Source organism: Streptomyces telluris (assembly GCF_024519335.1).
Classification (GTDB): domain Bacteria; phylum Actinomycetota; class Actinomycetes; order Streptomycetales; family Streptomycetaceae; genus Streptomyces; species Streptomyces telluris.
Window position 1 is genome coordinate 114,503 of record NZ_JANIID010000014.1, and the last position, 20,652, is coordinate 135,154.

Annotated in this window: 15 protein-coding genes and 1 pseudogene; 5 read left to right on the plus strand and 11 right to left on the minus strand. The window is 72.6% G+C overall.

Annotated elements, in window-relative coordinates:
- Positions 1–6: 6 nt before the first annotated feature.
- The 9 genes and pseudogenes from NQU55_RS17300 to NQU55_RS17340 all read right to left on the minus strand — a co-directional run bounded on the left by NQU55_RS17300 (position 7) and on the right by NQU55_RS17340 (position 11,811).
- Positions 7–1,218 carry a phosphoglycerate kinase gene (locus NQU55_RS17300; RefSeq protein WP_256790801.1) on the minus strand — a complete coding sequence of 404 codons (1,212 nt, stop codon included), beginning with the start codon at positions 1,216–1,218 and terminating at the stop codon, positions 7–9.
- 177 nt (positions 1,219–1,395) lie between these two features.
- Positions 1,396–2,400, minus strand: a complete 1,005-nt coding sequence (gene gap / locus NQU55_RS17305; protein WP_168094519.1) for a type I glyceraldehyde-3-phosphate dehydrogenase — start codon at positions 2,398–2,400, stop codon at positions 1,396–1,398.
- Positions 2,401–2,756: 356 nt separating this feature from the next.
- A pseudogene (locus NQU55_RS17310) lies at positions 2,757–4,976 on the minus strand (M14 family metallopeptidase); the annotation flags it as partial.
- A 141-nt stretch (positions 4,977–5,117) separates the two neighbouring features.
- Positions 5,118–6,125, minus strand: coding sequence for a DNA-binding protein WhiA (whiA, locus tag NQU55_RS17315; protein ID WP_030366605.1), 1,008 nt, complete (start codon positions 6,123–6,125; stop codon positions 5,118–5,120).
- Positions 6,116–7,168 carry a gluconeogenesis factor YvcK family protein gene (locus NQU55_RS17320; RefSeq protein WP_168094521.1) on the minus strand — a complete coding sequence of 351 codons (1,053 nt, stop codon included), beginning with the start codon at positions 7,166–7,168 and terminating at the stop codon, positions 6,116–6,118. Before NQU55_RS17320 ends, whiA begins: the two co-directional genes overlap by 10 nt.
- A complete protein-coding gene (gene rapZ / locus NQU55_RS17325; RefSeq protein WP_179080431.1) occupies positions 7,165–8,097 on the minus strand; it encodes an RNase adapter RapZ in 933 nt (310 codons plus the stop codon). Before rapZ ends, NQU55_RS17320 begins: the two co-directional genes overlap by 4 nt.
- A gap of 66 nt (positions 8,098–8,163) precedes the next feature.
- A complete protein-coding gene (gene uvrC / locus NQU55_RS17330) occupies positions 8,164–10,200 on the minus strand; it encodes an excinuclease ABC subunit UvrC (RefSeq protein ID WP_256790802.1) in 2,037 nt (678 codons plus the stop codon).
- Positions 10,201–10,331: 131 nt separating this feature from the next.
- Positions 10,332–11,177, minus strand: coding sequence for a hypothetical protein (locus NQU55_RS17335; protein ID WP_256790803.1), 846 nt, complete (start codon positions 11,175–11,177; stop codon positions 10,332–10,334).
- A gap of 4 nt (positions 11,178–11,181) precedes the next feature.
- Positions 11,182–11,811, minus strand: coding sequence for a papain-like cysteine protease family protein (locus NQU55_RS17340; RefSeq protein WP_256790804.1), 630 nt, complete (start codon positions 11,809–11,811; stop codon positions 11,182–11,184).
- Positions 11,812–12,046: 235 nt separating this feature from the next.
- Between NQU55_RS17340 and NQU55_RS17345 the strand changes: the two genes are divergently transcribed.
- The gene (locus NQU55_RS17345; protein ID WP_256790805.1) at positions 12,047–12,994 is read left to right on the plus strand and encodes a hypothetical protein; all 948 of its coding nucleotides are present in this window, start codon (positions 12,047–12,049) and stop codon (positions 12,992–12,994) included.
- A gap of 22 nt (positions 12,995–13,016) precedes the next feature.
- On the opposite strand, the gene NQU55_RS17350 is transcribed toward NQU55_RS17345, so the two are convergent.
- Positions 13,017–13,469 (minus strand): Rieske (2Fe-2S) protein, encoded by a 453-nt coding sequence (locus NQU55_RS17350; protein ID WP_256790806.1) that lies wholly within the window; start codon positions 13,467–13,469, stop codon positions 13,017–13,019.
- Positions 13,470–13,590: 121 nt separating this feature from the next.
- On the opposite strand from NQU55_RS17350, the gene NQU55_RS17355 reads away from it, so the two are divergent.
- On the plus strand, positions 13,591–14,517 hold the full coding sequence (locus NQU55_RS17355) for a carbohydrate kinase family protein (RefSeq protein ID WP_256790807.1): 927 nt from the start codon (positions 13,591–13,593) through the stop codon (positions 14,515–14,517).
- A gap of 21 nt (positions 14,518–14,538) precedes the next feature.
- On the opposite strand, the gene uvrA is transcribed toward NQU55_RS17355, so the two are convergent.
- Positions 14,539–17,505: an excinuclease ABC subunit UvrA gene (gene uvrA / locus NQU55_RS17360; RefSeq protein WP_168093520.1), complete on the minus strand. Its 2,967-nt coding sequence runs from the start codon at positions 17,503–17,505 to the stop codon at positions 14,539–14,541.
- Positions 17,506–17,730: 225 nt separating this feature from the next.
- Between uvrA and NQU55_RS17365 the strand changes: the two genes are divergently transcribed.
- The 3 genes from NQU55_RS17365 to NQU55_RS17375 all read left to right on the plus strand — a co-directional run bounded on the left by NQU55_RS17365 (position 17,731) and on the right by NQU55_RS17375 (position 20,651).
- Positions 17,731–18,423: a maleylpyruvate isomerase family mycothiol-dependent enzyme gene (locus tag NQU55_RS17365; protein WP_168093521.1), complete on the plus strand. Its 693-nt coding sequence runs from the start codon at positions 17,731–17,733 to the stop codon at positions 18,421–18,423.
- 26 nt (positions 18,424–18,449) lie between these two features.
- A complete protein-coding gene (locus tag NQU55_RS17370) occupies positions 18,450–19,106 on the plus strand; it encodes an MBL fold metallo-hydrolase (RefSeq protein WP_168093522.1) in 657 nt (218 codons plus the stop codon).
- A gap of 261 nt (positions 19,107–19,367) precedes the next feature.
- Positions 19,368–20,651 carry an MFS transporter gene (locus NQU55_RS17375; RefSeq protein WP_168093523.1) on the plus strand — a complete coding sequence of 428 codons (1,284 nt, stop codon included), beginning with the start codon at positions 19,368–19,370 and terminating at the stop codon, positions 20,649–20,651.
- The last annotated feature ends 1 nt before the right edge of the window (position 20,652 follow it).

The following is a 20,652-nucleotide window of genomic DNA, read 5'->3' on the forward strand; positions in this document are numbered from 1 at the left end:
AGTGGTTCAGTCCTCCAGTGCGGCGAGGCCGGGGAGCGTCTTGCCCTCGAGGTACTCGAGGCTGGCGCCGCCGCCGGTCGAAATGTGGCCGAAAGCATTCTCGTCGAAGCCCAGGGTGCGCACGGCCGCGGCCGAGTCGCCGCCGCCCACGACGGTGAAGCCGTCGCAGTCCAGCAGGCCCTGGGCAACGGCCTTGGTGCCGTTGGCGTAGTCGGGGTGCTCGAAGACGCCCATCGGGCCGTTCCAGAAGACGGTGCCGGCGTCGGCGAGCTTCGAGGCGTAGAGCTCGCGCGTCTTCGGGCCGATGTCCAGGCCCTCCTTGTCCGCCGGGATGGCGTCCGAGGCGACGAGCTCCGGGTTGGCCGGGGCCTTGGTCTTCAGGTCCGGGAAGTCGGCCGAGACCAGGACGTCGACGGGGAGGACGAACTCCACGCCGCGCTTCTCGGCACGGGCCAGGTACTCCAGGCAGACCGGGATCTGGTCCTCCTGCAGCAGCGAGATGCCGACCTCGTGGCCCTTGGCCTTGAGGAAGGTGTACGACATGCCGCCGCCGATGAGGATGCGGTCGGCCTTCTCCAGCAGGTTGTCGATGACGCCCAGCTTGTCGGAGACCTTGGCGCCGCCGAGCACCACCACGTAGGGGCGCGCGACGTCCTCGGTGAGCTTCTTCAGGACGCCGACCTCGGTGGCGATCAGGTCGCCGGCGGCGTGCGGCAGGCGCGCCGGGAGGTCGAAGACCGAGGCGTGCTTGCGGTGCACGGCACCGAAGCCGTCGCCCACGTACAGGTCGGCCAGGGACGCGAGGGCGTCGGCGAACGCGCCGCGCTCCGCGTCGTCCTTGCTGGTCTCGCCCGCGTTGAAGCGGAGGTTCTCCAGCAGCGTGACCTCGCCGTTCGCCAGTGCGGCGACGGTGGCCTTCGCGCTGTCGCCGACCGTGTCGGTGGCGAACGAGACCTGCTTGCCCAGGATCTCGCCGAGCCGCGCGGCGGCGGGGGCGAGGGAGAACTGGGGGTCCGGGGCGCCCTTGGGACGGCCCAGGTGGGAGGCGACGATCACCTTGGCGCCCGCGGCGGCGAGCTTGGCAATCGTCGGGGCGACGGCGCGGATGCGGCCGTCGTCCGTGATGGTGGTGCCGGCGAGCGGCACGTTGAGGTCGGCGCGGACGAAGATCCGCTTGCCCTCGACGCCGTCCTGGATGAGTTCGTCGATCGTCTTCATGCGGTGACTCCGGTACGTCCGTAGGTGGGAGCTCCCCGTCCAGTCGGGTGGGGGCCCCTCCCAGCGGTAGCTGGGGGACAGTCATGAGACGGGGCTCGTACGACGCGTCATCGCGTCGTACGAGCCCCGTCCCCTACATCCCGATGCCTGTGATCGTACGACCAGCGGGCAGAGAGATCAGAGCTGGCCGCCGACGAAGACGGTCAGGTCCACCAGGCGGTTGGAGTAGCCCCACTCGTTGTCGTACCAGCCGACGACCTTGACCTGCTTGCCCTGGACCATCGTCAGCTGCGAGTCGAAGGTGCAGGAGGCCGGCCAGTTGACGATGTCCGAGGAGACGATCGGGTCCTCGGTGTACTCGAGGATGCCCTTGAGCTGGCCCTCGGCGGCCTTCTGGAAGGCGGCGTTGATCTCTTCCTTGGTGGTCTCGCGGTCGAGCTCCAGGACGAGGTCGGTGACCGAGCCGGTCGGGACCGGGACGCGCATGGCGATGCCGTCCAGCTTGCCCTTCAGCTGCGGGAGGACCAGGGCGGTGGCCTTGGCGGCACCCGTCGAGGTCGGGATGATGTTCTCCGCGGCGGCGCGGGCGCGACGCAGGTCGGAGTGCGGGAAGTCCAGGATGCGCTGGTCGTTGGTGTACGCGTGGACCGTCGTCATCATGCCCTTGACGATGCCGAAGGTCTCGTCGAGGACCTTGGCCATCGGCGCCACGCAGTTGGTGGTGCAGGAGGCGTTGGAGATGACGTCGTGGTTGGCCGCGTCGTACTTGTCCTGGTTGACGCCCATCACGATGGTGATGTCCTCGTTCTTGGCCGGAGCCGAGATGAGGACCTTCTTCGCGCCGGCGGCGAGGTGCTTGGCGGCGTCCTCGCGCTTGGTGAAGATGCCCGTGGACTCGATGACGATGTCGGCGCCGAGCTCGCCCCAGGGGAGGTTCGCCGGGTCGCGCTCGGCCATCGTCTTGAACGTCATGTCGCCGACAGTGATCGTGTCGTCGGTGTGGCTGACGTCCTGCTTGAGGCGACCGAGGATGCTGTCGTACTTCAGCAGGTGCACCAGGGTGGCGTTGTCGGTCAGGTCGTTGACACCGACTACCTGAATGTCCGCACCCTGCTCCAGGAGCGCGCGGAAGTAGTTACGACCGATACGGCCAAAGCCGTTGATGCCTACGCGGATCGTCACGAACCGATCTCCTCGTTGGTGTGCCGGACTGTCCGCCGGCGGGCTGTTTTGGGATGTCCCCGACCAACCCCGACCCTACCTCTAAGAAGGGGGGGACGTGACATTGGCGTCACTGGGCCTCTGAAGCGGCTTCACCCCTTGACAGAGCGCAGGGCTGCACTAATGAGCGCGGACCTTTCGGCGGGGTCCGGGACGTGCTGCAGACCGAAGCCCAGGAGCACCGTGCCGGCCGTCGAGACGGCCGCCGCCCGGCGCGCGTCCGCCGCCGCGGCGCAAGTGCTGTCACGGAGCGTGACGTCCGGTTCGGTGCAGCGGGCGCCCGTTGCGCCGTCCGGGTGCCCCGCGGCCGCCCCGCCCGCCGCCGTGTAGTCGCCCGCGGCCGCGCTGCGGAACTGCGGGAAGCCGGCCGGCGGCAGCTCGTCGGAGACGGGGGCGAACGAGCCCGCGGCGTCCAGCTTGTCCCCGGGGGCGTCGCCGAGGCGCACGCTGACGCCGGCGAGCGCGCCGGAGCCGGTGAAACGTGCCGGGGCGGGGTGCTGCAGGCGGCTGCCCGCGCCCAGGTAGTACTGGCTGAAGTCGTTCGTCTCGGCGGGGCCGACGACGCCGTAGCCGCCCGCCTGCCTGCCCGCGGCGACGAGCTTGCCGCCCTCGTTGACGAAGTCCCGCACGGCCGTCAGCGTGGCCCCGCCGGGCCGGTTGCCGGCGGAGTACCACACGACGCTCTTGAAGTGGCCCAGCACGCCGAGCGCGTGCGGAGCGCCCTGCGTGGCCACGTCCCACACGGCGGCGTCACGGCCGGCCGAGGCCAGCGCCGCGGTGTAGGCGGCGGTGTGCCGGGCGGCTCCGGGCCCGCCCTCGTCGGCGATCACCAGGGTGTCGGCCTCGGGGCGGTCCGCCACGGTGTAGGTGAAGGGTTCGCTGGCGGCGGCCCTGCCGTCGCGCGTCCGGCCGGTGTACCAGACCCGGACGCCGGAGCCGGGCTCGGCGCCCTCGACGTAGGCGCGGTACTCGGCGAAGCGGATGCTGTCCTGCCCGCCGTAGCGGTCGCCGCCCTTCCACTCCTCCAGCGGGGCGGTGTGCGTACGCCCGCCGTCGATGCGGTAGTTGAGGCGCAGGTCGCGCAGGCTCCTGCGGGCGGTGACGGAGACCTCCTGCTCGTCGCCGAGCGCGTAGGAGGTGGTGAAGGCGTCGGGGGTGAAGTCGGGGGCGGACAGGCCCACGACGGAGCGGGGCCGGTCGGCGCCTTCGCGGTTGACGGCGGTCTCGGCGACGGACAGCGCGAAGGGGACGTTCTTGACGAACTCCTGCTGGATCAGCTTCTCGTCGTCGGGGAAGCTGAAGGACGAGGGGCAGTCGTCCGGGTTCCAGCGGTCGTCCGGGTCGGCCTTCGACGCGGTGCGGCAGGTCGACATCTCGGGGGTGAACATCATCGTCCCGTTGACGTTCGCCGCATGCCCGTCGGCCTCGCCGTTGGTCGTGTAGAGCTCGGAGGAGAGCTGCGGGTGGTAGCCCGGGACCGCGGGCTTCTCCGGCGTGCCGGCCAGCGCCTTGTAGAGGACGTCGTCCGGGGTGGGCGTGGCGACCTGCCAGCCGACGCCGTAGAGCAGCAGCTCGGCGGCCGAGTGGTAGTTGACGGCGTAGCTGAAGCGGTGCGCCTTCTCGAAGGCGTCGATCGCCTGCGTCTCCGGCTCGGAGGCGGGGGCCGTGCCGCGATAGGTCTCGGAGCCCGGGCGCGGCGAGGAACCCTCGTTGTCGTAGCCCCACTTGAAGGGGAAGTTGCGGTTGAGGTCGACGCCGTCGCCCGGGGTGATCTTCCCGTCGCCGTTGTTGTCGCGCAGGTTCTTGCGCCACAGGCGGGTGTCCGGGCTCTGGAAGGTGTAGTCGTAGCCGTCGGGGTTGGCGGACGGGACGAACCACAGTTCGGCGCGGTCCACGACGTCGGTGACGCGGGCGTCCTTGCCGTAGGCGTCGAGGTAGTGGTGGAGCAGCCGCCGGGTCATCTCCGGGGTGATCCACTCCCGGGCGTGCTGGTTGGACATGTACAGCACGGCGGGCTTGCGGCCGTCGGGCGCGGTGCGGGCGTCCTTGCTCAGCTTCAGGGCGAGGATGTCCTGGCCGCGGACGGTCTTGCCGATGCTCACGACCTTGGTGAGGCCGGGGTGGGCCTTCGCGGTGTCCAGGAGCTCCTGCCGGAGGCCGTTCTTGCCGCTGTACGGGCGGAAGACGCCGTCGCCCGCGGCCCTGAGGCGTTCCTTGGTCCGCTGCGGTATCCGCTTCTCGGTGAGGTCGACTCCCCGGTCGCGCAGCTCGCGGGCCTGTTCGCCGGTCAGGTGGAGCTCGACCGCGGCGGCCTTGGTCCCGGTCGGGCGCTCGGCCAGCTCGTGGCCGTCGACGCCGGCCGCGAGGAGCAGCGGCACCTGGCCGGCGGTGATGCGGGCGGTCCAGACGGCCGGTGCGCCGTCGCCGTCCCGCGCCGCCGCCGCGGCGCCGGGTTGTGCGTGGGCGAAGGGTGCCGCGGCCACCCCGCCCAAGAGCAGCGAAACCGCCGCGAGGACTGATCTCGCCCTGCGTCTCATGAGCCCCCCTTGCTGTTGTCTGCCACGTCAGTGCACGGACGCCAGAGTGGAGAGACTGCATGATCATGTCAATGATGCAGAAAGAGCCACTCCGGCGCCCTGCACGGCGCGGGGTGGCTCGATGTACCGGTGTGCGGGGCGTCAGCCCGCCATGCCCTCCGCCATCTCCTCCGAGAGGTCCGAAAGGTCCGAGAGGTTGGATTCGGTGCCGGGGATGCCGAGGTCCTGGGCGCGCTTGTCGGCCATGGCGAGCAGGCGCCGGATGCGGCCGGCGACGGCGTCCTTGGTCAGCGGCGGGTCGGCCAGGGCGCCCAGCTCCTCCAGGGAGGCCTGCTTGTGCTCCATGCGCAGCCGGCCGGCGGCCGCGAGGTGCTCGGGCACCTCCTCGCCGAGGATCTCCAGGGCCCGCTGCACCCGGGCGCCCGCCGCGACGGCGGCCCGGGCCGAGCGGCGCAGGTTGGCGTCGTCGAAGTTGGCGAGGCGGTTGGCCGTGGCCCGCACCTCGCGGCGCATCCGGCGCTCCTCCCAGGCCAGCACGGACTCGTGCGCGCCCAGGCGGGTCAGCAGGGCGCCGATCGCATCGCCGTCGCGGACGACCACGCGGTCGACGCCGCGCACCTCGCGCGCCTTGGCCGCGATCTGCAGCCGGCGAGCCGCGCCGACCAGCGCCAGCGCCGCCTCGGGCCCGGGGCAGGTCACCTCCAGGGAGGAGGAGCGGCCGGGCTCGGTGAGCGAGCCGTGGGCGAGGAAGGCGCCCCGCCAGGCGGCCTCCGCGTCGCAGGTGGCCCCGGAGACGACCTGCGGGGGCAGCCCGCGGATCGGCCGGCCGCGGCCGTCGACCAGGCCGGTCTGGCGCGCCAGCTGGTCACCACCCGCGACCACCCGCACCACGTACCGGCTGCCGCGGCGCAGCCCGCCGGGGGCCATCACCACCAGGTCGGAGGCGTGTCCGAAGATCTCCAGGATGTCCTTGCGCAGCCGCCGGGCGGCGATCCCGGTGTCCAGCTCCGCCTCGATCACGATGCGCCCGCTGACCAGGTGCAGACCGCCCGCGAACCGCAGGATCGCCGAGACCTCCGCTTTCCGGCAGCAGGTGCGGGTGACGGGGAGCCGGGAGATTTCATCCTTCACCGCTGCCGTCATCGCCATGGGCCGATCCTTCCATGCATCCGAAAAATACGGTCGTACGCGGCGGCCAACAGCTCCGGGTCATGGGTCGGGGAGCCGTCGGGCGCGGCGACCGGCGCCAGCTCGACCGCGGCCCCGAGCCGCTTCGCGGCATCGGTGAGGCTCTCGCGGTCGGGCACGGCGGCCTCGTCGGCCAGCACCACGTCCAGGGCGAGTTTAGGGGCGTGTCGGGCCAAAACCTCCAAATGACGCTGCGGGGAGAAGCCATCGGTTTCACCCGGTTGTGGTGCGAGATTCAACGACAGCACCCGGCGGGCCTTGGTCTCCTGCAGGGCTTCCAGCAGCTCGGGGACGAGCAGGTGCGGGATGACGGAGGAGAACCAGGAGCCGGGGCCGAGCACCACCCAGTCCGCGTCGAGGACGGCGGCGACCGCCTCCGGCACGGCGGGCGGATCCTCCGGCACGACGTGCACGGACTGCACCTCGCCCGGGGTCAGCGCCACCGTGGCCTGGCCGCGGACGGTGCTGAGGGCGCCGGGCTCGGCGGGGTCGTGCCCCCGCACGAGGGCCTGCAGCTCCAGCGGCACGGCGGACATGGGCAGCACCCGGCCGTGCGCGCCCAGCAGCTTGCCGACCAGGTCGAGGGCCTGCACGGGGTCGCCGAGCTGCTCCCACAGGGCGACGATCAGCAGATTGCCGACGGCGTGGTCGTGCAGATCGCCCTCGCTGGTGAAGCGGTGCTTGATCACCCGGGCCCAGGTCTGGCCCCAGTCGTCGTCGCCGCACAGGGCCGCGAGGGCCTTGCGCAGGTCACCGGGGGGCAGGACGCCCAGCTCGTCGCGGAGCCGGCCGCTGGAGCCGCCGTCGTCGGCGACGGTGACGACGGCGGTGAGGTCGCCGGTGATCCGGCGCAGGGCGGTGAGCGAGGCGGACAGGCCGTGGCCGCCGCCGAGGGCGACGACCTTGGGCTGGGCGCCGCGCTTCGCACGACCCTCGGGCCCCCGGGTGGCCCGTCCGGGGACGAGGCGGCGCACCCGGCGGAGCCGGGACGTGCGGCCGGTCACTCGCGCCCCATGTCCCGGTGCACGACGACGGTCTCCACACCCTCGGAGACCAGGCGGTGGGCGAGCTTCTCGGACATGGCGACGGAGCGGTGCTTGCCGCCGGTGCAGCCGACCGCGATGGTCACGTAGCGCTTGCCCTCGCGGCGGTAGCCCGCGGCGATGAGCTGGAGGAGCTCGGTGTAGCGGTCGAGGAACTCCTTGGCGCCGGGCTGGTTGAAGACGTAGCCCGAGACCTCCTCGTTGAGGCCCGTGAAGGGGCGCAGCTCCGGCACCCAGTGCGGGTTGGGCAGGAAGCGGCAGTCCACCACGAGGTCGGCGTCGACGGGCAGGCCGTACTTGTAGCCGAAGGACATGACGGTGGCCCGCAGCTCCGGCTCCTCCTCGCCGGCGAACTGGGCGTCCATCTTGGCGCGCAGCTCGTGGACGTTGAGGCTGGAGGTGTCGATCACCAGGTCGGCGTCGCCGCGCAGCTCGCGCAGCAGGTCCCGCTCGGCGGCGATGCCGTCGACGATGCGCCCGGAGCCCTGGAGGGGGTGCGGGCGGCGCACGGACTCGAAGCGGCGCACCAGGGCGTCGTCGGAGGCCTCCAGGAAGATCACGCGCCGCTTGACCTTCTTGGCGGCCAGGTCGGCCAGGGACTCGCGGAGGTTGTCGAAGAAGCGCCGGCCGCGCACGTCCACGACCACGGCGATCCTGGCCACGTTGCCCTGGGAGCGGGCGCCGAGGTCCACCATGGTGGGGATCAGGGCGGGCGGCAGGTTGTCCACGACGAACCAGCCGAGGTCCTCCAGACACTTGGCGGCGGTGCTGCGGCCCGCCCCCGACATGCCGGAGATGATCACCAGTTCGGGGATGGCCGTGCCCTCGCCGGTCGCATCCGCCGTCGTGCCCGTACTCACCTGTGCTCCGTCTCGCTCGGTCCCGGTCATACTGCCTACCCCCGTCTCACCGACGGTGCCGCGGGTGCGGCCCCGTCTTCCATACTGCGTGCCCCATCATTCCCCCGCCTCTTCCATGATCTCGCCTGTGGCCGTGTTCACGGCGGGGGCGGGCGGGGCGGCCGCCGCGAGCGCGGCGGCGATCGTCTCCGCGGTCTTGCGGCCGATGCCCGGCGTCTCGCAGATCTGCTCGACCGTGGCGGCGCGCAGCCGCTTGACCGAGCCGAAGTGCCTGAGCAGCGCCTTCTTGCGGGTCTCGCCCAGGCCGGGGACCTCGTCGAGCGGCCCGGCCCGCAGCGTCCTGGTGCGTTTGCTGCGCTGGTAGGCGATGGCGAAGCGGTGGGCCTCGTCGCGCACGCGCTGCAGGAGGTAGAGGCCCTCGCTGGTGCGGGGCAGCACGACGGGGTCGTCCTCGCCGGGCAGCCAGACCTCCTCCAGGCGCTTGGCCAGGCCGCAGACCGCCACGTCCTCGATGCCGAGCTCGTCCAGCGCCCTCCGGGCGGCCGCCACCTGCGGCTGCCCGCCGTCGACGACGACGAGCTGCGGCGGGTAGGCGAAGCGCTTGGGGCGCCCGTCCTCGGTGCGGGCCTCCCCCGCGCGGACGTCCCCGGCGAGGACGTCCACGGCGCGCCCCTCCTCGGTGCGGCCGTTCTCCTCCTCGACCGCGTTCTCCTCGGACCACTCCCCCGCCTTCTGCTTCTCCTGCAGATAGCGGCGGAACCTGCGGCCGATCACCTCGTGCATCGACCGGACGTCGTCCTGGCCCTCGAACGACTTGATCTGGAAGCGGCGGTACTCGCTCTTGCGCGCCAGGCCGTCCTCGAAGACGACCATCGACGCCACCACGTCCTGGCCCTGGAGGTGGGAGATGTCGAAGCACTCGATGCGCAGCGGCGCCGAATCCAGCTCCAGGGCCTCGGCGATCTCCTCCAGCGCCCGGGAGCGGGTGGTCAGGTCGGAGGCGCGCTTGGTCTTGTGCAGGACGAGGGCCTGCTGGGCGTTGCGCTGGACCGTGGCCATCAGGTCCTTCTTGTCGCCGCGCTGGGGGATGCGCAGGTCGACCCGGGAGCCGCGGCGCTCGCCCAGCCACTGGGCGACGGGCTCGACCGGCTCCGGCAGGGCCGGGACCAGGACCTCCTTGGGCACGGCGTCGCCGCGCTCCTCCCCGTAGAGCTGCTGCAGGGCGTGCTCGACGAGGCCGGCCGTGTCGACGGCCTCCACCTTGTCGGTCACCCAGCCGCGCTGGCCGCGCACCCGGCCGCCACGCACGTGGAAGATCTGCACCGCGGCCTCCAGCTCGTCCTCGGCGACGGCGATCAGGTCGGCGTCGGTGGCGTCGGCGAGGACGACGGCGTTCTTCTCCAGGGCGCGCCGGAGGGCTTCTATGTCGTCCCGCAGGCGGGCGGCCTTCTCGTACTCCATCTCCTCGGCGGCCTCGTGCATCTGCTGCTCCAGGCGGCGCAGGTAGGCACCGGTGCGGCCGGCCATGAAGTCGCAGAACTCCTCGGCCAGTTCGCGGTGCTCCTCCGCGCTGACGCGGCCGACGCAGGGGGCGGAGCACTTGCCGATGTACCCCAGCAGGCAGGGGCGGCCGATCTGGGCCGAGCGCTTGAACACCCCGGCGGAGCAGGTGCGCACGGGGAAGACGCGCAGCATCAGGTCGACGGTCTCGCGGATGGCCCAGGCGTGGGCGTACGGGCCGAAGTAGCGCACGCCCTTCTTCTTGGGACCGCGCATGACCTGGACGCGCGGGAACTCCTCGCCCATGGTCACGGCGAGGGAGGGATAGCTCTTGTCGTCGCGGTACTTGACGTTGAAGCGGGGGTCGTACTCCTTGATCCAGGTGTACTCCAGCTGGAGCGCCTCGACCTCGGTGGAGACCACGGTCCACTCGACGGAGGCGGCCGTGGTCACCATCGTGCGGGTGCGCGTGTGCAGGCCGGCAAGGTCCTGGAAGTACGAGGAGAGCCGCTGGCGCAGGCTCTTCGCCTTCCCGACGTAGATCACCCGGCCGTGTTCGTCACGGAACCTGTAGACCCCCGGCGAGTCGGGGATCTGTCCCGGCTTGGGTCGGTAGCTGCTGGGGTCGGCCATGTCACACACCCTACTTGCGGGCAGTGACAATCCGCGTCCGCCTGCGGAGGGACCGGCTCCGGCCCCGGCGGGGGGTGGCTGCCGGGGACGGAGCCGGAGGGGGCCGGCCCGGAGGCCGGCCCGGGGCGCGGTCAGCGGCGCCGGAGCCTGCGCCGCGCCGCCACCGCACCCGCGCCGAGGAGCAGGGCCGCACCGCCGGCGGCCGCGGCGGAGGTGGTGCTCAGCGGGCCGGAACCGTCCTGCGGCGCCGGGGCCGCCTGCTCCCCGGCGGGCGCGGCCTGCTGCGGGCCGTAGCCGCCCGCCCGGCCGTCCTTCGCGTACGCGGAGCCGGGCAGCTTGTCGCCGTACGCCTTGTGGACGCGGGCGCGGTAGCCGTCGAGCGTAGTGCCCTGCGCGCCGACGGCACGGACGGCGTCGGCGTCCAGCGGCAGGACCTTGTCGCCGCGCTGGACGTACCAGGCGTCGATCTGCGGCTCACGGAAGACGGTGCCGCCGCCGAGCTTCCGCTCCCCCTCGGCGGCGTAGCGCGTCTCGTCGTCCCCGGTGGCGATGTTGACGACCTTCCAGTCGCCGCCGGTGCGCGCCGTCCACACCGACGCCTTCTGCCCGTCGGACGAGACGGCCTTGCTGGCGAGGTAGTCGAGCGTGGCGACGGGGGCGCCGTCCTTGCCCGCCACGAACTCCGGGGAGAGCGTGTAGACGGGCACGGTGGCGCCTTCGATCCTCGGCTGCGCCTTCGCCGCGGCGACCGCACCGTCGCGGGCGAAGAAGCGGGACAGCGTCCCGAGGGTCGAGGAGGAGGCGGCCGCTTCGTGCGCGGCGGAGACTCCGGCGGCGGTGGGGGCCGCGGGAGGCGCCGGCGTGGCGGCGTGCGCGAGGGGGGCGAGGCCGAGGAGGGCGGCGGTGAGCGCGCCGGCGGCCGCCGCACGGGCCGCGTTCCTGCGGGCGTACTGCTGCTGGTGCATCCGGTCGGTCATGACCTCACGCCCCGATCCGGTAGAGCGAGTGGGTCCAGGAGAAGTTGTTGTTGTTGACGTACCAGCTGTGGGACGCCCAGTTGTAGCGGTTGCTGGAGGGCCACGGGTCGCCCCAGTAGACGAACTGGTTCGCGTCGTCGTAGCCGTAGATGACGTGCATGTGGCCGCCGCCGGAGGACCACTGGATGCGCGTCTCTATCGGCCTGTCGGCGCTGACCTCGTTCTGCACGGTCGGGTAGCGCAGCCATCCGCTCACGTACGAACCGGGGTTGATGCCGGCCCACTGCAGGGCGGTCTGCACATTGCCCAGCGTGGCCTGGTTGTTGGGGCACTCCGAGCCCATCTGGCGGCGGAAGGCGGCGTTGCAGAACTGGTTCTGGGTGTAGTTGCGCCCCAGCCAGGTGGCGATGGTGTTGCCGGAGGCGGCCCAGCACCAATTGCTCTTCTGCTGGGCCTGCATGGTGATGCCGAGCTTCTTCGAGGCGCGCAGGGAGGGCTGGTCGCCGCCTGCCGCGGACGCCGTGGTGGGGACGGCGAGGAGCAGGGCGGCGGCCACGGCGGCTGCGGTGGACAGCCGTCTGCCGCATATACGGACCCTTCCGGGCTTGTTCAGTTGTGCCGATGCACGGGACATGGACGTTCCTCCCGAGGCGGGGGGTGGTGATGGAGGCGCGTCCGGACGCTGGTCAGGAGCATCAGGGAGTTGTCAGTGAATGGTCAACCGGCTTCAATGCTCGGTGAGCCGACGGTGTGAACGAGGCGTACCGGATGTGAACGTCCGCTGCCCGGCCATGAGGATCACAGCGGTCCGGCGGCCCCCGCCGCATTCACCGCTGGTGAATATTCACAGAGGCGCAGGGGTGGGACGGATGGCACGCAGACGCGCGGACGGCGACGCGACCGAGGCCGAACTGGCCCTCGCGCTGCGCACCGGGCCCTTCCACGTGGCGCTGCGGACCGCGCTGAGCGCCCGGGGGCTCGCGCTGCACCGGGTGCAGCACCGGCTCGCGCAGCGCGGCGTGCACGTCGGCGTGACGAGCCTCAGCTACTGGCAGCAGGGCGCGCGCCGGCCGCAGCGGGCGGAGTCGCTCCGGGCGGTGCGGGCGCTGGAGGAGCTCCTGGAGCTGCCCGCCCACTCCCTGACCCGGCTGCTGGAGCCGGCCTCCCCGCCCACCGGCGCCGAGCGGCCCGCCGCGCGCTCGTACCGCTCCCTGGTCGAGGAGTCCCGCGCCCTGCATGGGCTCCTGGCCGACCTGGGTTCCCCCTCCGACGGCGGCCTGCACACCGTGTGCCATCTGGAGCGGGTCCGCATAGGCGCCGGCCGGGAGCTGCAGGGGCGCGACTCCCACCACGTCGTGCGCGCCCACCGCGACGGCGTGGACCGCTACCTCGCCATCCACCACGGGGACCGGGGCTGCGACCCCGGCCGGGTGGCCGTGCGGGCGAACGAGAACTGCCGCGTCGGCCGGGTGCGGTGGCACACGACGGCCGGCGTGCTCGTCGCGGAGCTGCTCTTCGACACCCGGCTGCGGGCCGGGGACACGTACGTCTTCGGCTACGGCTTCGAGGACGGCACCGCGGGGCCCAGCAGCGAGTACGTGCGCGGCTTCAGCTTCGCGGGCGGGCAGTACGTCCTGCAGGTCCGCTTCGACGCCTCCGAGCTGCCCGCGCACTGCCTGCGCTTCACCCGCACCTCGGCGGGCGCGCCCCGCGGCGGGCAGCAGGAGCTGACGCTCGCGGGGCGCCACCGGATGGTGCACCTGGTGGAGCAGACCGTGCGGCCGGGGATCGTGGGGATCGCCTGGGACTGGTCCTGAGGCGGGGCGTCCCGGCGGTGGCTCAGGCTTCGGGGCCCGCGATCAGCTTGCCGCCGACCGCCTTGACCGGCACGGCCGGCAGCGGGGCGCCGGCCGGGCCCTGGAGGACCTTGCCGGTGTTCGCGTCGAACTCGCTGCCGTGACAGGGGCAGCGGACCTTGCCGTTCTCGACCTTGTCGGCCACGCAGCCCGCGTGCGTGCACACCGCGCTGAAGGCCTTGTACTCGCCCGGAGCGGTCTGCGCGACGACCAGCCGCTCCTCGCGGAAGAGCCGCGCCTGGCCGACGGGCACGCCGTCCGCCGCGCCGAGGTCCACCGGAGCGGTGGGCGTGGCGGACGCCTTGGGACCCGTCTTGCCGTCGCAGGCGACGGCACCCAGCCCGGCGACGCCCGCGAGCGCGGCACCCCGCAGCACGGTGCGCCGCGACGCGCAAGGGGGCTCGGCGGGGCTCGGCGGGCACGAGGGGGTGGTCATGGGGGGCTCCAGCGCTGGACTCACGGTGAACTGCCGATCGTCGACCTTACCCGGCGCCCGGGACCGCCCCTCCGCCTGGCAGGCTGAGCCGCAGGAGCCACGGCCAGAGAGGACCCGCGTCGTGATCGTCGTAGCCGGAGAAGCCCTGATCGACCTCGTACCGGACGGCAAGGCGCCGGACGGGGACCCCGCCGGGGAGCTGCCGGCCCTGCTGCCGCGGCGCGGCGGCGGGCCGTACAACACCGCCGTCGCGCTGGGGCGGCTGGGGGCGCCGGCCGCGTTCTGCTCGCGGGTCTCCACGGACGGCTTCGGGGAGGCGCTGCTGGCCGGCCTGCGGGCCGCGGGGGTGGACACCTCGCTGGTGCAGCGGGGGCCCGAGCCGACGACGCTGGCGGTCGCCGACATCGGCGCGGACGGCTCCGCGGGCTACGGCTTCCACGCCCAGGGCACCGCCGACCGGCTCTTCGAGCTGCCCGGGCCGCTGCCGGGCACCGCGCGGGCGCTGTGCCTGGGCACCTGCTCGCTGGTGCTGGAGCCGGGGGCGAGCGCGTACGAGGCCCTGCTGCGGCGCGAGGCGGAGCGCGGGGTCTTCACCCTGCTCGACCCCAACGTGCGCCCGGGGCTGATCCCCGACGCGGACGCCTACCGGGCGCGCTTCCGCTCCTGGCTGCCGTACGTGTCGGTGCTGAAGCTCTCCGCCGAGGACGCCCGCTGGCTGGGCGGCTCCCCGGAGGAGTGGCTGGCGGCCGGCCCGGCCGCGGTGGTGGTCACGCACGGCGGCGAGGGGCTGGCCGTCCACACGCGCTCCGGTGAGCGGATCGCCGTGCCCGCGCCCCGTGTGACGGTCGCCGACACGATCGGGGCCGGGGACACGGTGAACGCCGCGCTGCTGCACCGCCTCGCGGCGCTGCCGGGCGCGCTGGACGGGCCCGCCCGGATCGGCGGGCCCGCCTGGCGCGAGGCGCTGTCCTTCGCGGCCCGCGCGGCGGCCCTCACCTGCACGAGGGCCGGTGCGGAGCCGCCGTACGGCGCCGAGCTGTCGTCATGACCTCCGCCGGGGAGGGCGCGGTCACGCCTTCCGGGCGGCGGCCTTCTTCGCCGGCGCCTTCTTGGCGGCTGTCGTCTTGGCCGCGGCCGTCTTGGCGACGGCCTTCTTCCGCGCCTTCGGTGCGGAGACCGCGGGCGCATCGCTCACCCGGTCCCCCAGCAGCTCCCGCAGGAACTTGCCGGTGTGGCTGGACGGCACGGACGCGACCTCCTCGGGCGTGCCCTCGGCGATGACCAGGCCGCCGCCGCTGCCGCCCTCGGGGCCCATGTCCACGACCCAGTCGGCGGTCTTGATCACGTCGAGGTTGTGCTCGATGACGATGACGCTGTTGCCCTTGTCGACCAGGCCGGCCAGCACCGAGATGAGCTTGTTGATGTCCTCGAAGTGCAGGCCGGTGGTGGGCTCGTCCAGGACGTAGACCGTGCGGCCCGTGGAGCGCTTCTGCAGCTCGCTGGCGAGCTTCACGCGCTGGGCCTCGCCGCCGGAGAGCGTCGGCGCGGACTGCCCGAGGCGGACGTAGCCGAGGCCGACCTCGTGGAGCGTGCGCAGGTGGCGGGCGATGGTGGGCACGGCCTCGAAGAAGGAGAGCGCCTCCTCGATGGGCATGTCCAGCACCTCGGCGATGGACTTGCCCTTGTAGTGCACCTCCAGGGTCTCCCGGTTGTAGCGCGCGCCGTGGCAGACCTCGCACGGCACGTACACGTCCGGCAGGAAGTTCATCTCGATCTTGATGGTGCCGTCGCCGGAGCAGTTCTCGCAGCGGCCGCCCTTGACGTTGAAGGAGAAGCGGCCGGGCAGATAGCCGCGGACCTTGGCCTCCATCGTCTCCGCGAAGAGCTTGCGGACGTGGTCGAAGACACCGGTGTACGTGGCCGGGTTGGAGCGCGGGGTGCGGCCGATGGGCGACTGGTCGACGTGGACGACCTTGTCGACCAGGTCGTCGCCGTCGACGCGCGTGTGGCGGCCGGGCACGGCCCGGGCGCCGTTGAGCTCGCGGGCGAGGTGCGTGTACAGGATGTCGTTGACCAGGGTCGACTTGCCGGAGCCGGAGACGCCGGTGACGGCCGTGAGCACGCCGAGCGGGAAGGAGACGTCGATGTCCTGCAGGTTGTTCTCGCGGGCGCCGCGGACGGTGATCCGGCGCTCGGGGTCGACGGGCCGGCGGGCGTCCGGTATGGCGATGGCCTTCTTGCCGGAGAGGTAGTGCCCGGTCATCGACTCCTTGTTGCGCAGGAGCTCCTTCAGGGGCCCGCTGTGCACGACCTTGCCGCCGTGCTCGCCGGCGCCGGGGCCGATGTCCACGACCCAGTCGGCGACCTTGATGGTGTCCTCGTCGTGCTCGACGACGATGAGCGTGTTGCCCATGTCGCGCAGGCGGACGAGGGTCTCGATGAGGCGGTGGTTGTCGCGCTGGTGGAGGCCGATGGAGGGCTCGTCCAGCACGTAGAGCACGCCGACGAGGCCGGAGCCGATCTGCGTGGCGAGGCGGATGCGCTGGGCCTCGCCGCCGGAGAGGGTGCCCGCGGCGCGGTTGAGCGAGAGGTAGTCCAGGCCGACGTCGACGAGGAACTTCAGGCGCTCGTTGACCTCCTTGAGGACCCGCTCGGCGATCTTCTTCTCGCGGCCGGTGAGCGTCATGTCCCGCAGGAAGTCGGCGCATTCGCTGATCGACATCGCGGAGACCTCCGCGATGGACCGGCCCTGGACGGTGACGGCGAGCACGATCGGCTTCAGGCGCGTGCCCTCGCAGGTGGGGCAGTTCACCTCGCGCATGTAGCCCTCGAAGCGCTCGCGGCTGGCGTCGCTCTCGGCCTCGGAGTGGCGCCGCTTGACGAAGGGCACCGCGCCCTCGAAGGCGGTGGTGTACGCGCGCTCGCGCCCGTAGCGGTTGCGGTAGCGCACCTCGATCTGCGTCTTGTGGCCGTTGAGCAGGGCCTTCTTGGCGCGCGCGGGCAGGCCGGCCCAGGGGATGTCCGTGCGGAAGCCGAGGGCGTCGGCGAGGGCGCCGACCAGGCGGCTGAAGTAGTCCTTGGTGTGGCCGTGCGACCAGGGGCTGATCGCGCCCTCGTCCAGGGACTTCTCCGGGTCCGGGACGATCAGCTCGGGGTCGACCTCCATGCGGGTGCCGATGCCGGTGCACTCCGGGCAGGCGCCGAAGGGCGAGTTGAAGGAGAACGAGCGGGGCTCCAGCTCCTCGAACGACAGGTCGTCGTAGGGGCAGTAGAGGTGCTCGGAGTACATCCGCTCGCGCTCGGGGTCGTCCTCGGGGAGGTCGACGAAGTCGAGGATGACCATGCCGCCGGCGAGGCCCAGGGCGGTCTCGACCGAGTCGGTCAGCCGGCGCTTGGCGCCGTCCTTGACGGTGAGGCGGTCGACGACCACCTCGATGGTGTGCTTCTCCTGCTTCTTGAGCTTGGGCGGGTCGGAGAGCTGGATGGTCTCGCCGTCCACCCGGGCCCGGCTGTAGCCCTTGGTCTGCAGGTCGGAGAAGAGGTCGACGAACTCGCCCTTGCGCTCGCGCACCAGCGGCGAGAGCACCTGGAAGCGGCTGCCCTCGGGGAGCTCCAGCACCTTGTCCACGATCGCCTGCGGCGACTGGCGGGTGATGGGGCGGCTGCACTCGGGGCAGTGCGGCTTGCCGATGCGGGCGAAGAGCAGCCGGAGGTAGTCGTAGACCTCGGTGATCGTGCCGACCGTCGAGCGCGGGTTGCGCGAGGTCGACTTCTGGTCGATGGAGACGGCCGGGGACAGGCCCTCGATGAAGTCCACATCGGGCTTGTCCATCTGCCCGAGGAACTGCCGGGCGTAGGAGGAGAGCGACTCGACGTAGCGGCGCTGCCCCTCGGCGAAGATCGTGTCGAACGCGAGGGACGACTTGCCCGAGCCGGAGAGCCCCGTGAAGACGATGAGGGAGTCGCGGGGGAGGTCGAGCGAGACGTTCTTGAGGTTGTGCTCGCGAGCGCCACGGACGATGAGACGGTCAGCCACGCCGGTCGGCACCTTTCTTGAGAACGAAGAAGGGGGTGGTTCCTGAGAGTGGTTCTTGGGAGTGGTTCTTGGGAGCGATGGGGCGCGCACCCCCGACCCAGGGTATGGGGGTCGCCGCGCGGATGTCGGATCCGATGCCTCATCGAGCCTATAGCACGCACATTCGATTTACGGCCGGAGCCGGACACCTTCACCCGGACGAGTGGCCGCGCTATCGTCGGCCGCATGATCGACCACGTGCGCGACCTGGCCTCTGTACACGAAGCGACCGAGCGGTTCCTGAGCGCTGCCGGCGCCCTCGACGCCGCCGCCGTGACCGCCCCGTCCCGGCTCCCGGGCTGGAGCCGCGGGCACGTGATGGCGCACGTCGCGCGCAACGCGGACGCCCTCGTCAACGTCCTGGCCGGCCGTCCCATGTACGTGACCGCCGAGGCCCGCGACGAGGACATCGAGAAGGGCGCGGGCCGCTCCCCGGCGGAGCACCTCGCCGACCTGCGCGACAGCGCCGAGCGCCTGCGGGCCCAGGCCGCCGTCCCCGCCGACTGGGACCGCACGATCACCATGCGCAACGGCGTGACCGACAAGGCCGCCCGCGTCCCCTTCCGCCGCTGGATCGAGCTGGAGCTGCACCTCGTCGACCTGGGCGTCGGCTACGAGCTGCAGGACCTGCCGGAGGAGTTCACCGGACGGGAGATCGCGTTCCTCGCCGACCGCTGGTCGGCCCGGCCCGGGATCCCCGCCGTCACGGTCGTCGCCGACGACGGCAGGCGCTGGCACACGGGCGGCACCGCCGAGGGCGCCCCGGTCACGGTCAGCGGCCGGCCCGCCGACCTCCTGGGCTGGCTCGCGGGCCGGGGCGACAAGGGCGCGGCGCTGGACACCGCGGGCGCCCCGCTCCCCGCCCTCCCCCCGCTGTGAACGGCCCGAAGGAATAGGCTGGGTTCATGACGTACAGCGGAGCGGTGAAGGTCGGCGGACCGGCGGACGTGCACGAGCTGACCGACGTGATGATCTCGAAGGTCGCGGTCGGGCCGATGGACAACAACGCGTATCTGCTGCGCTGCCGCGCGACGGACGAGCAGTTGCTGATCGACGCCGCCGCCGAGCCGCACACCCTGCTCTCCCTGATCGGGGACAGCGGCATCGCCTCCGTGGTCACCACGCACCGGCACGGCGACCACTGGCAGGCCCTGCAGGAGGTGGTCGACGCCACCGGCGCCACCACCTACGCGGGCCGGGAGGACGCCGAGGGCATCCCCGTGCCGACCGCCGTGCCCGTGGCCGACGGCGACGTCATCCGCGTCGGCCGCGTGGAGCTGACCGCACGGCACCTGGTGGGGCACACCCCGGGCAGCATCGCGCTGGTCTACGACGACCCGCACGGTCACCCGCATGTGTTCACCGGCGACTGCCTGTTCCCGGGCGGCGTCGGCAACACCCACGACGACCCGAAGGCCTTCGCAAGCCTCCTCCACGACGTGGAGACGAAGCTCTTCGGGCAGCTCCCGGACGAGACGTGGGTCTACCCGGGCCACGGCGCGGACACCACGCTGGGCGCCGAGCGCCCCCACCTCGCCGAATGGCGCGAACGCGGCTGGTGACCCTCCCCCGCACCGGATTCCTCCGGGCATGCAGTGAGGCCGTCCATCCAAATCACTCCGGATGCGGCGGCCTCATTTCTTAAGGTACTCCTCCCCGAGCCGGATCGCCATACCTACGCAAATCCGGACGAAAAATATTCTGCGGCCCTCCCGGCCCCACGCGCCCCCCGCCGCGCCCCCGCACGCCCGTTGCCTCCCTGCCGACTGGCTGTTGGGCAGTACATGCAACCGCACAGCACCCCGCCCCCGCGCCGGCCGTCCATGCCACGCCTGGCGCTCGCCGCCATGACCGGCACCGCCATCGAGTTCTACGACTTCTACGTCTACGGCACCGCAGCGGCCCTCGTCCTCGGTCCGCTGTACTTCCCCACCGTCTCCCCGCTGCTCGGCACCCTCGCCGCCTTCGGCACCTTCGGGGTCGGCTTCCTCGCCCGCCCGCTGGGCGCGGTGCTCTTCGGCCACATCGGCGACCGGCACGGGCGGCGGCCCGTCCTCATGGCCTCCCTGCTGCTGACGGGCCTGGCCACGGTCGCCGTGGGGCTCGTCCCCACCTACGACAGCATCGGCATCGCCGCACCGCTGCTCCTGCTCGCCCTGCGGTTCGCGCAGGGGCTGGGGCTCGGCGGGGAGTGGGGCGGGGCGGTGCTGCTGACCGGGGAGCACGCCCCGGCGCACCGCCGCGCCCTGTGGACCAGCTTCCCTCAGCTCGGCGCTCCGGTGGGGTTCCTGCTGGCCAACGGCCTCGCCCTGGTGCTGTCGGCGGGGCTCTCCGAGGCGGACTACCTGGCCTGGGGCTGGCGGGTGCCGTTCTGGGGCGCGGGCCTCATGGCGGCGGCCGGCCTGCTGCTGCGCTCGCGGCTCCCGGAGACGCCGCAGTTCCGCGCGATGGAGGCCACGGACACCCGGGCGGCCCTGCCCTTCGCCGAGCTCCTGCGCGGCCACTGGCGGCCGGTCCTGCTGACCGCGGGCGGGCTCTCCCTCGTCTACGCCGTCCACTACGCGATCAGCACGTGGGCCCTGGCCTACGGCACCGAGCAGCTGGAGGTCGGCCGCACGGCCATGCTCGGCTGCATCATGGCGGGCGTCGTCGTCTCCAGCCTGCTCATCCCGTTCTTCGCCGTGCTGGGCGACCGTTACGGGCGGCGTTCCCTGTGCCTGGCCGGGAGCGCCGGCCTGGGCCTGTGGATGACCCCGCTGATGGGCCTGCTGCACACCGGGCGGCCCGCCTGGATGCTGCTGGGCTTCATGGTGACGGCGGTGCCCTTCGCGGCGGTGGTCGGCGTCGTGGCCGCCTACCTCCCGGAGCTGTTCGAGACCCGGGTGCGCTGCACGGGGGCGGCGTTCGGCTACAACCTGGCCGGAGTGGTGGGCGGCGGGCTCACCCCGGTCGCGGCGACGGCGCTGGCGCAGGGCTCCGGCCCGCCCTGGGCGGTCGCCGGCTACCTCGTGGCCGTCGCCCTCGTCAGCCTGGGCTGCTTCGCCCTGCTGCCCGAGACCCGGCCGGCCGCGGCGCCCGGAGCAGCCGCGGAGGCCGCCCCCGCCTGAG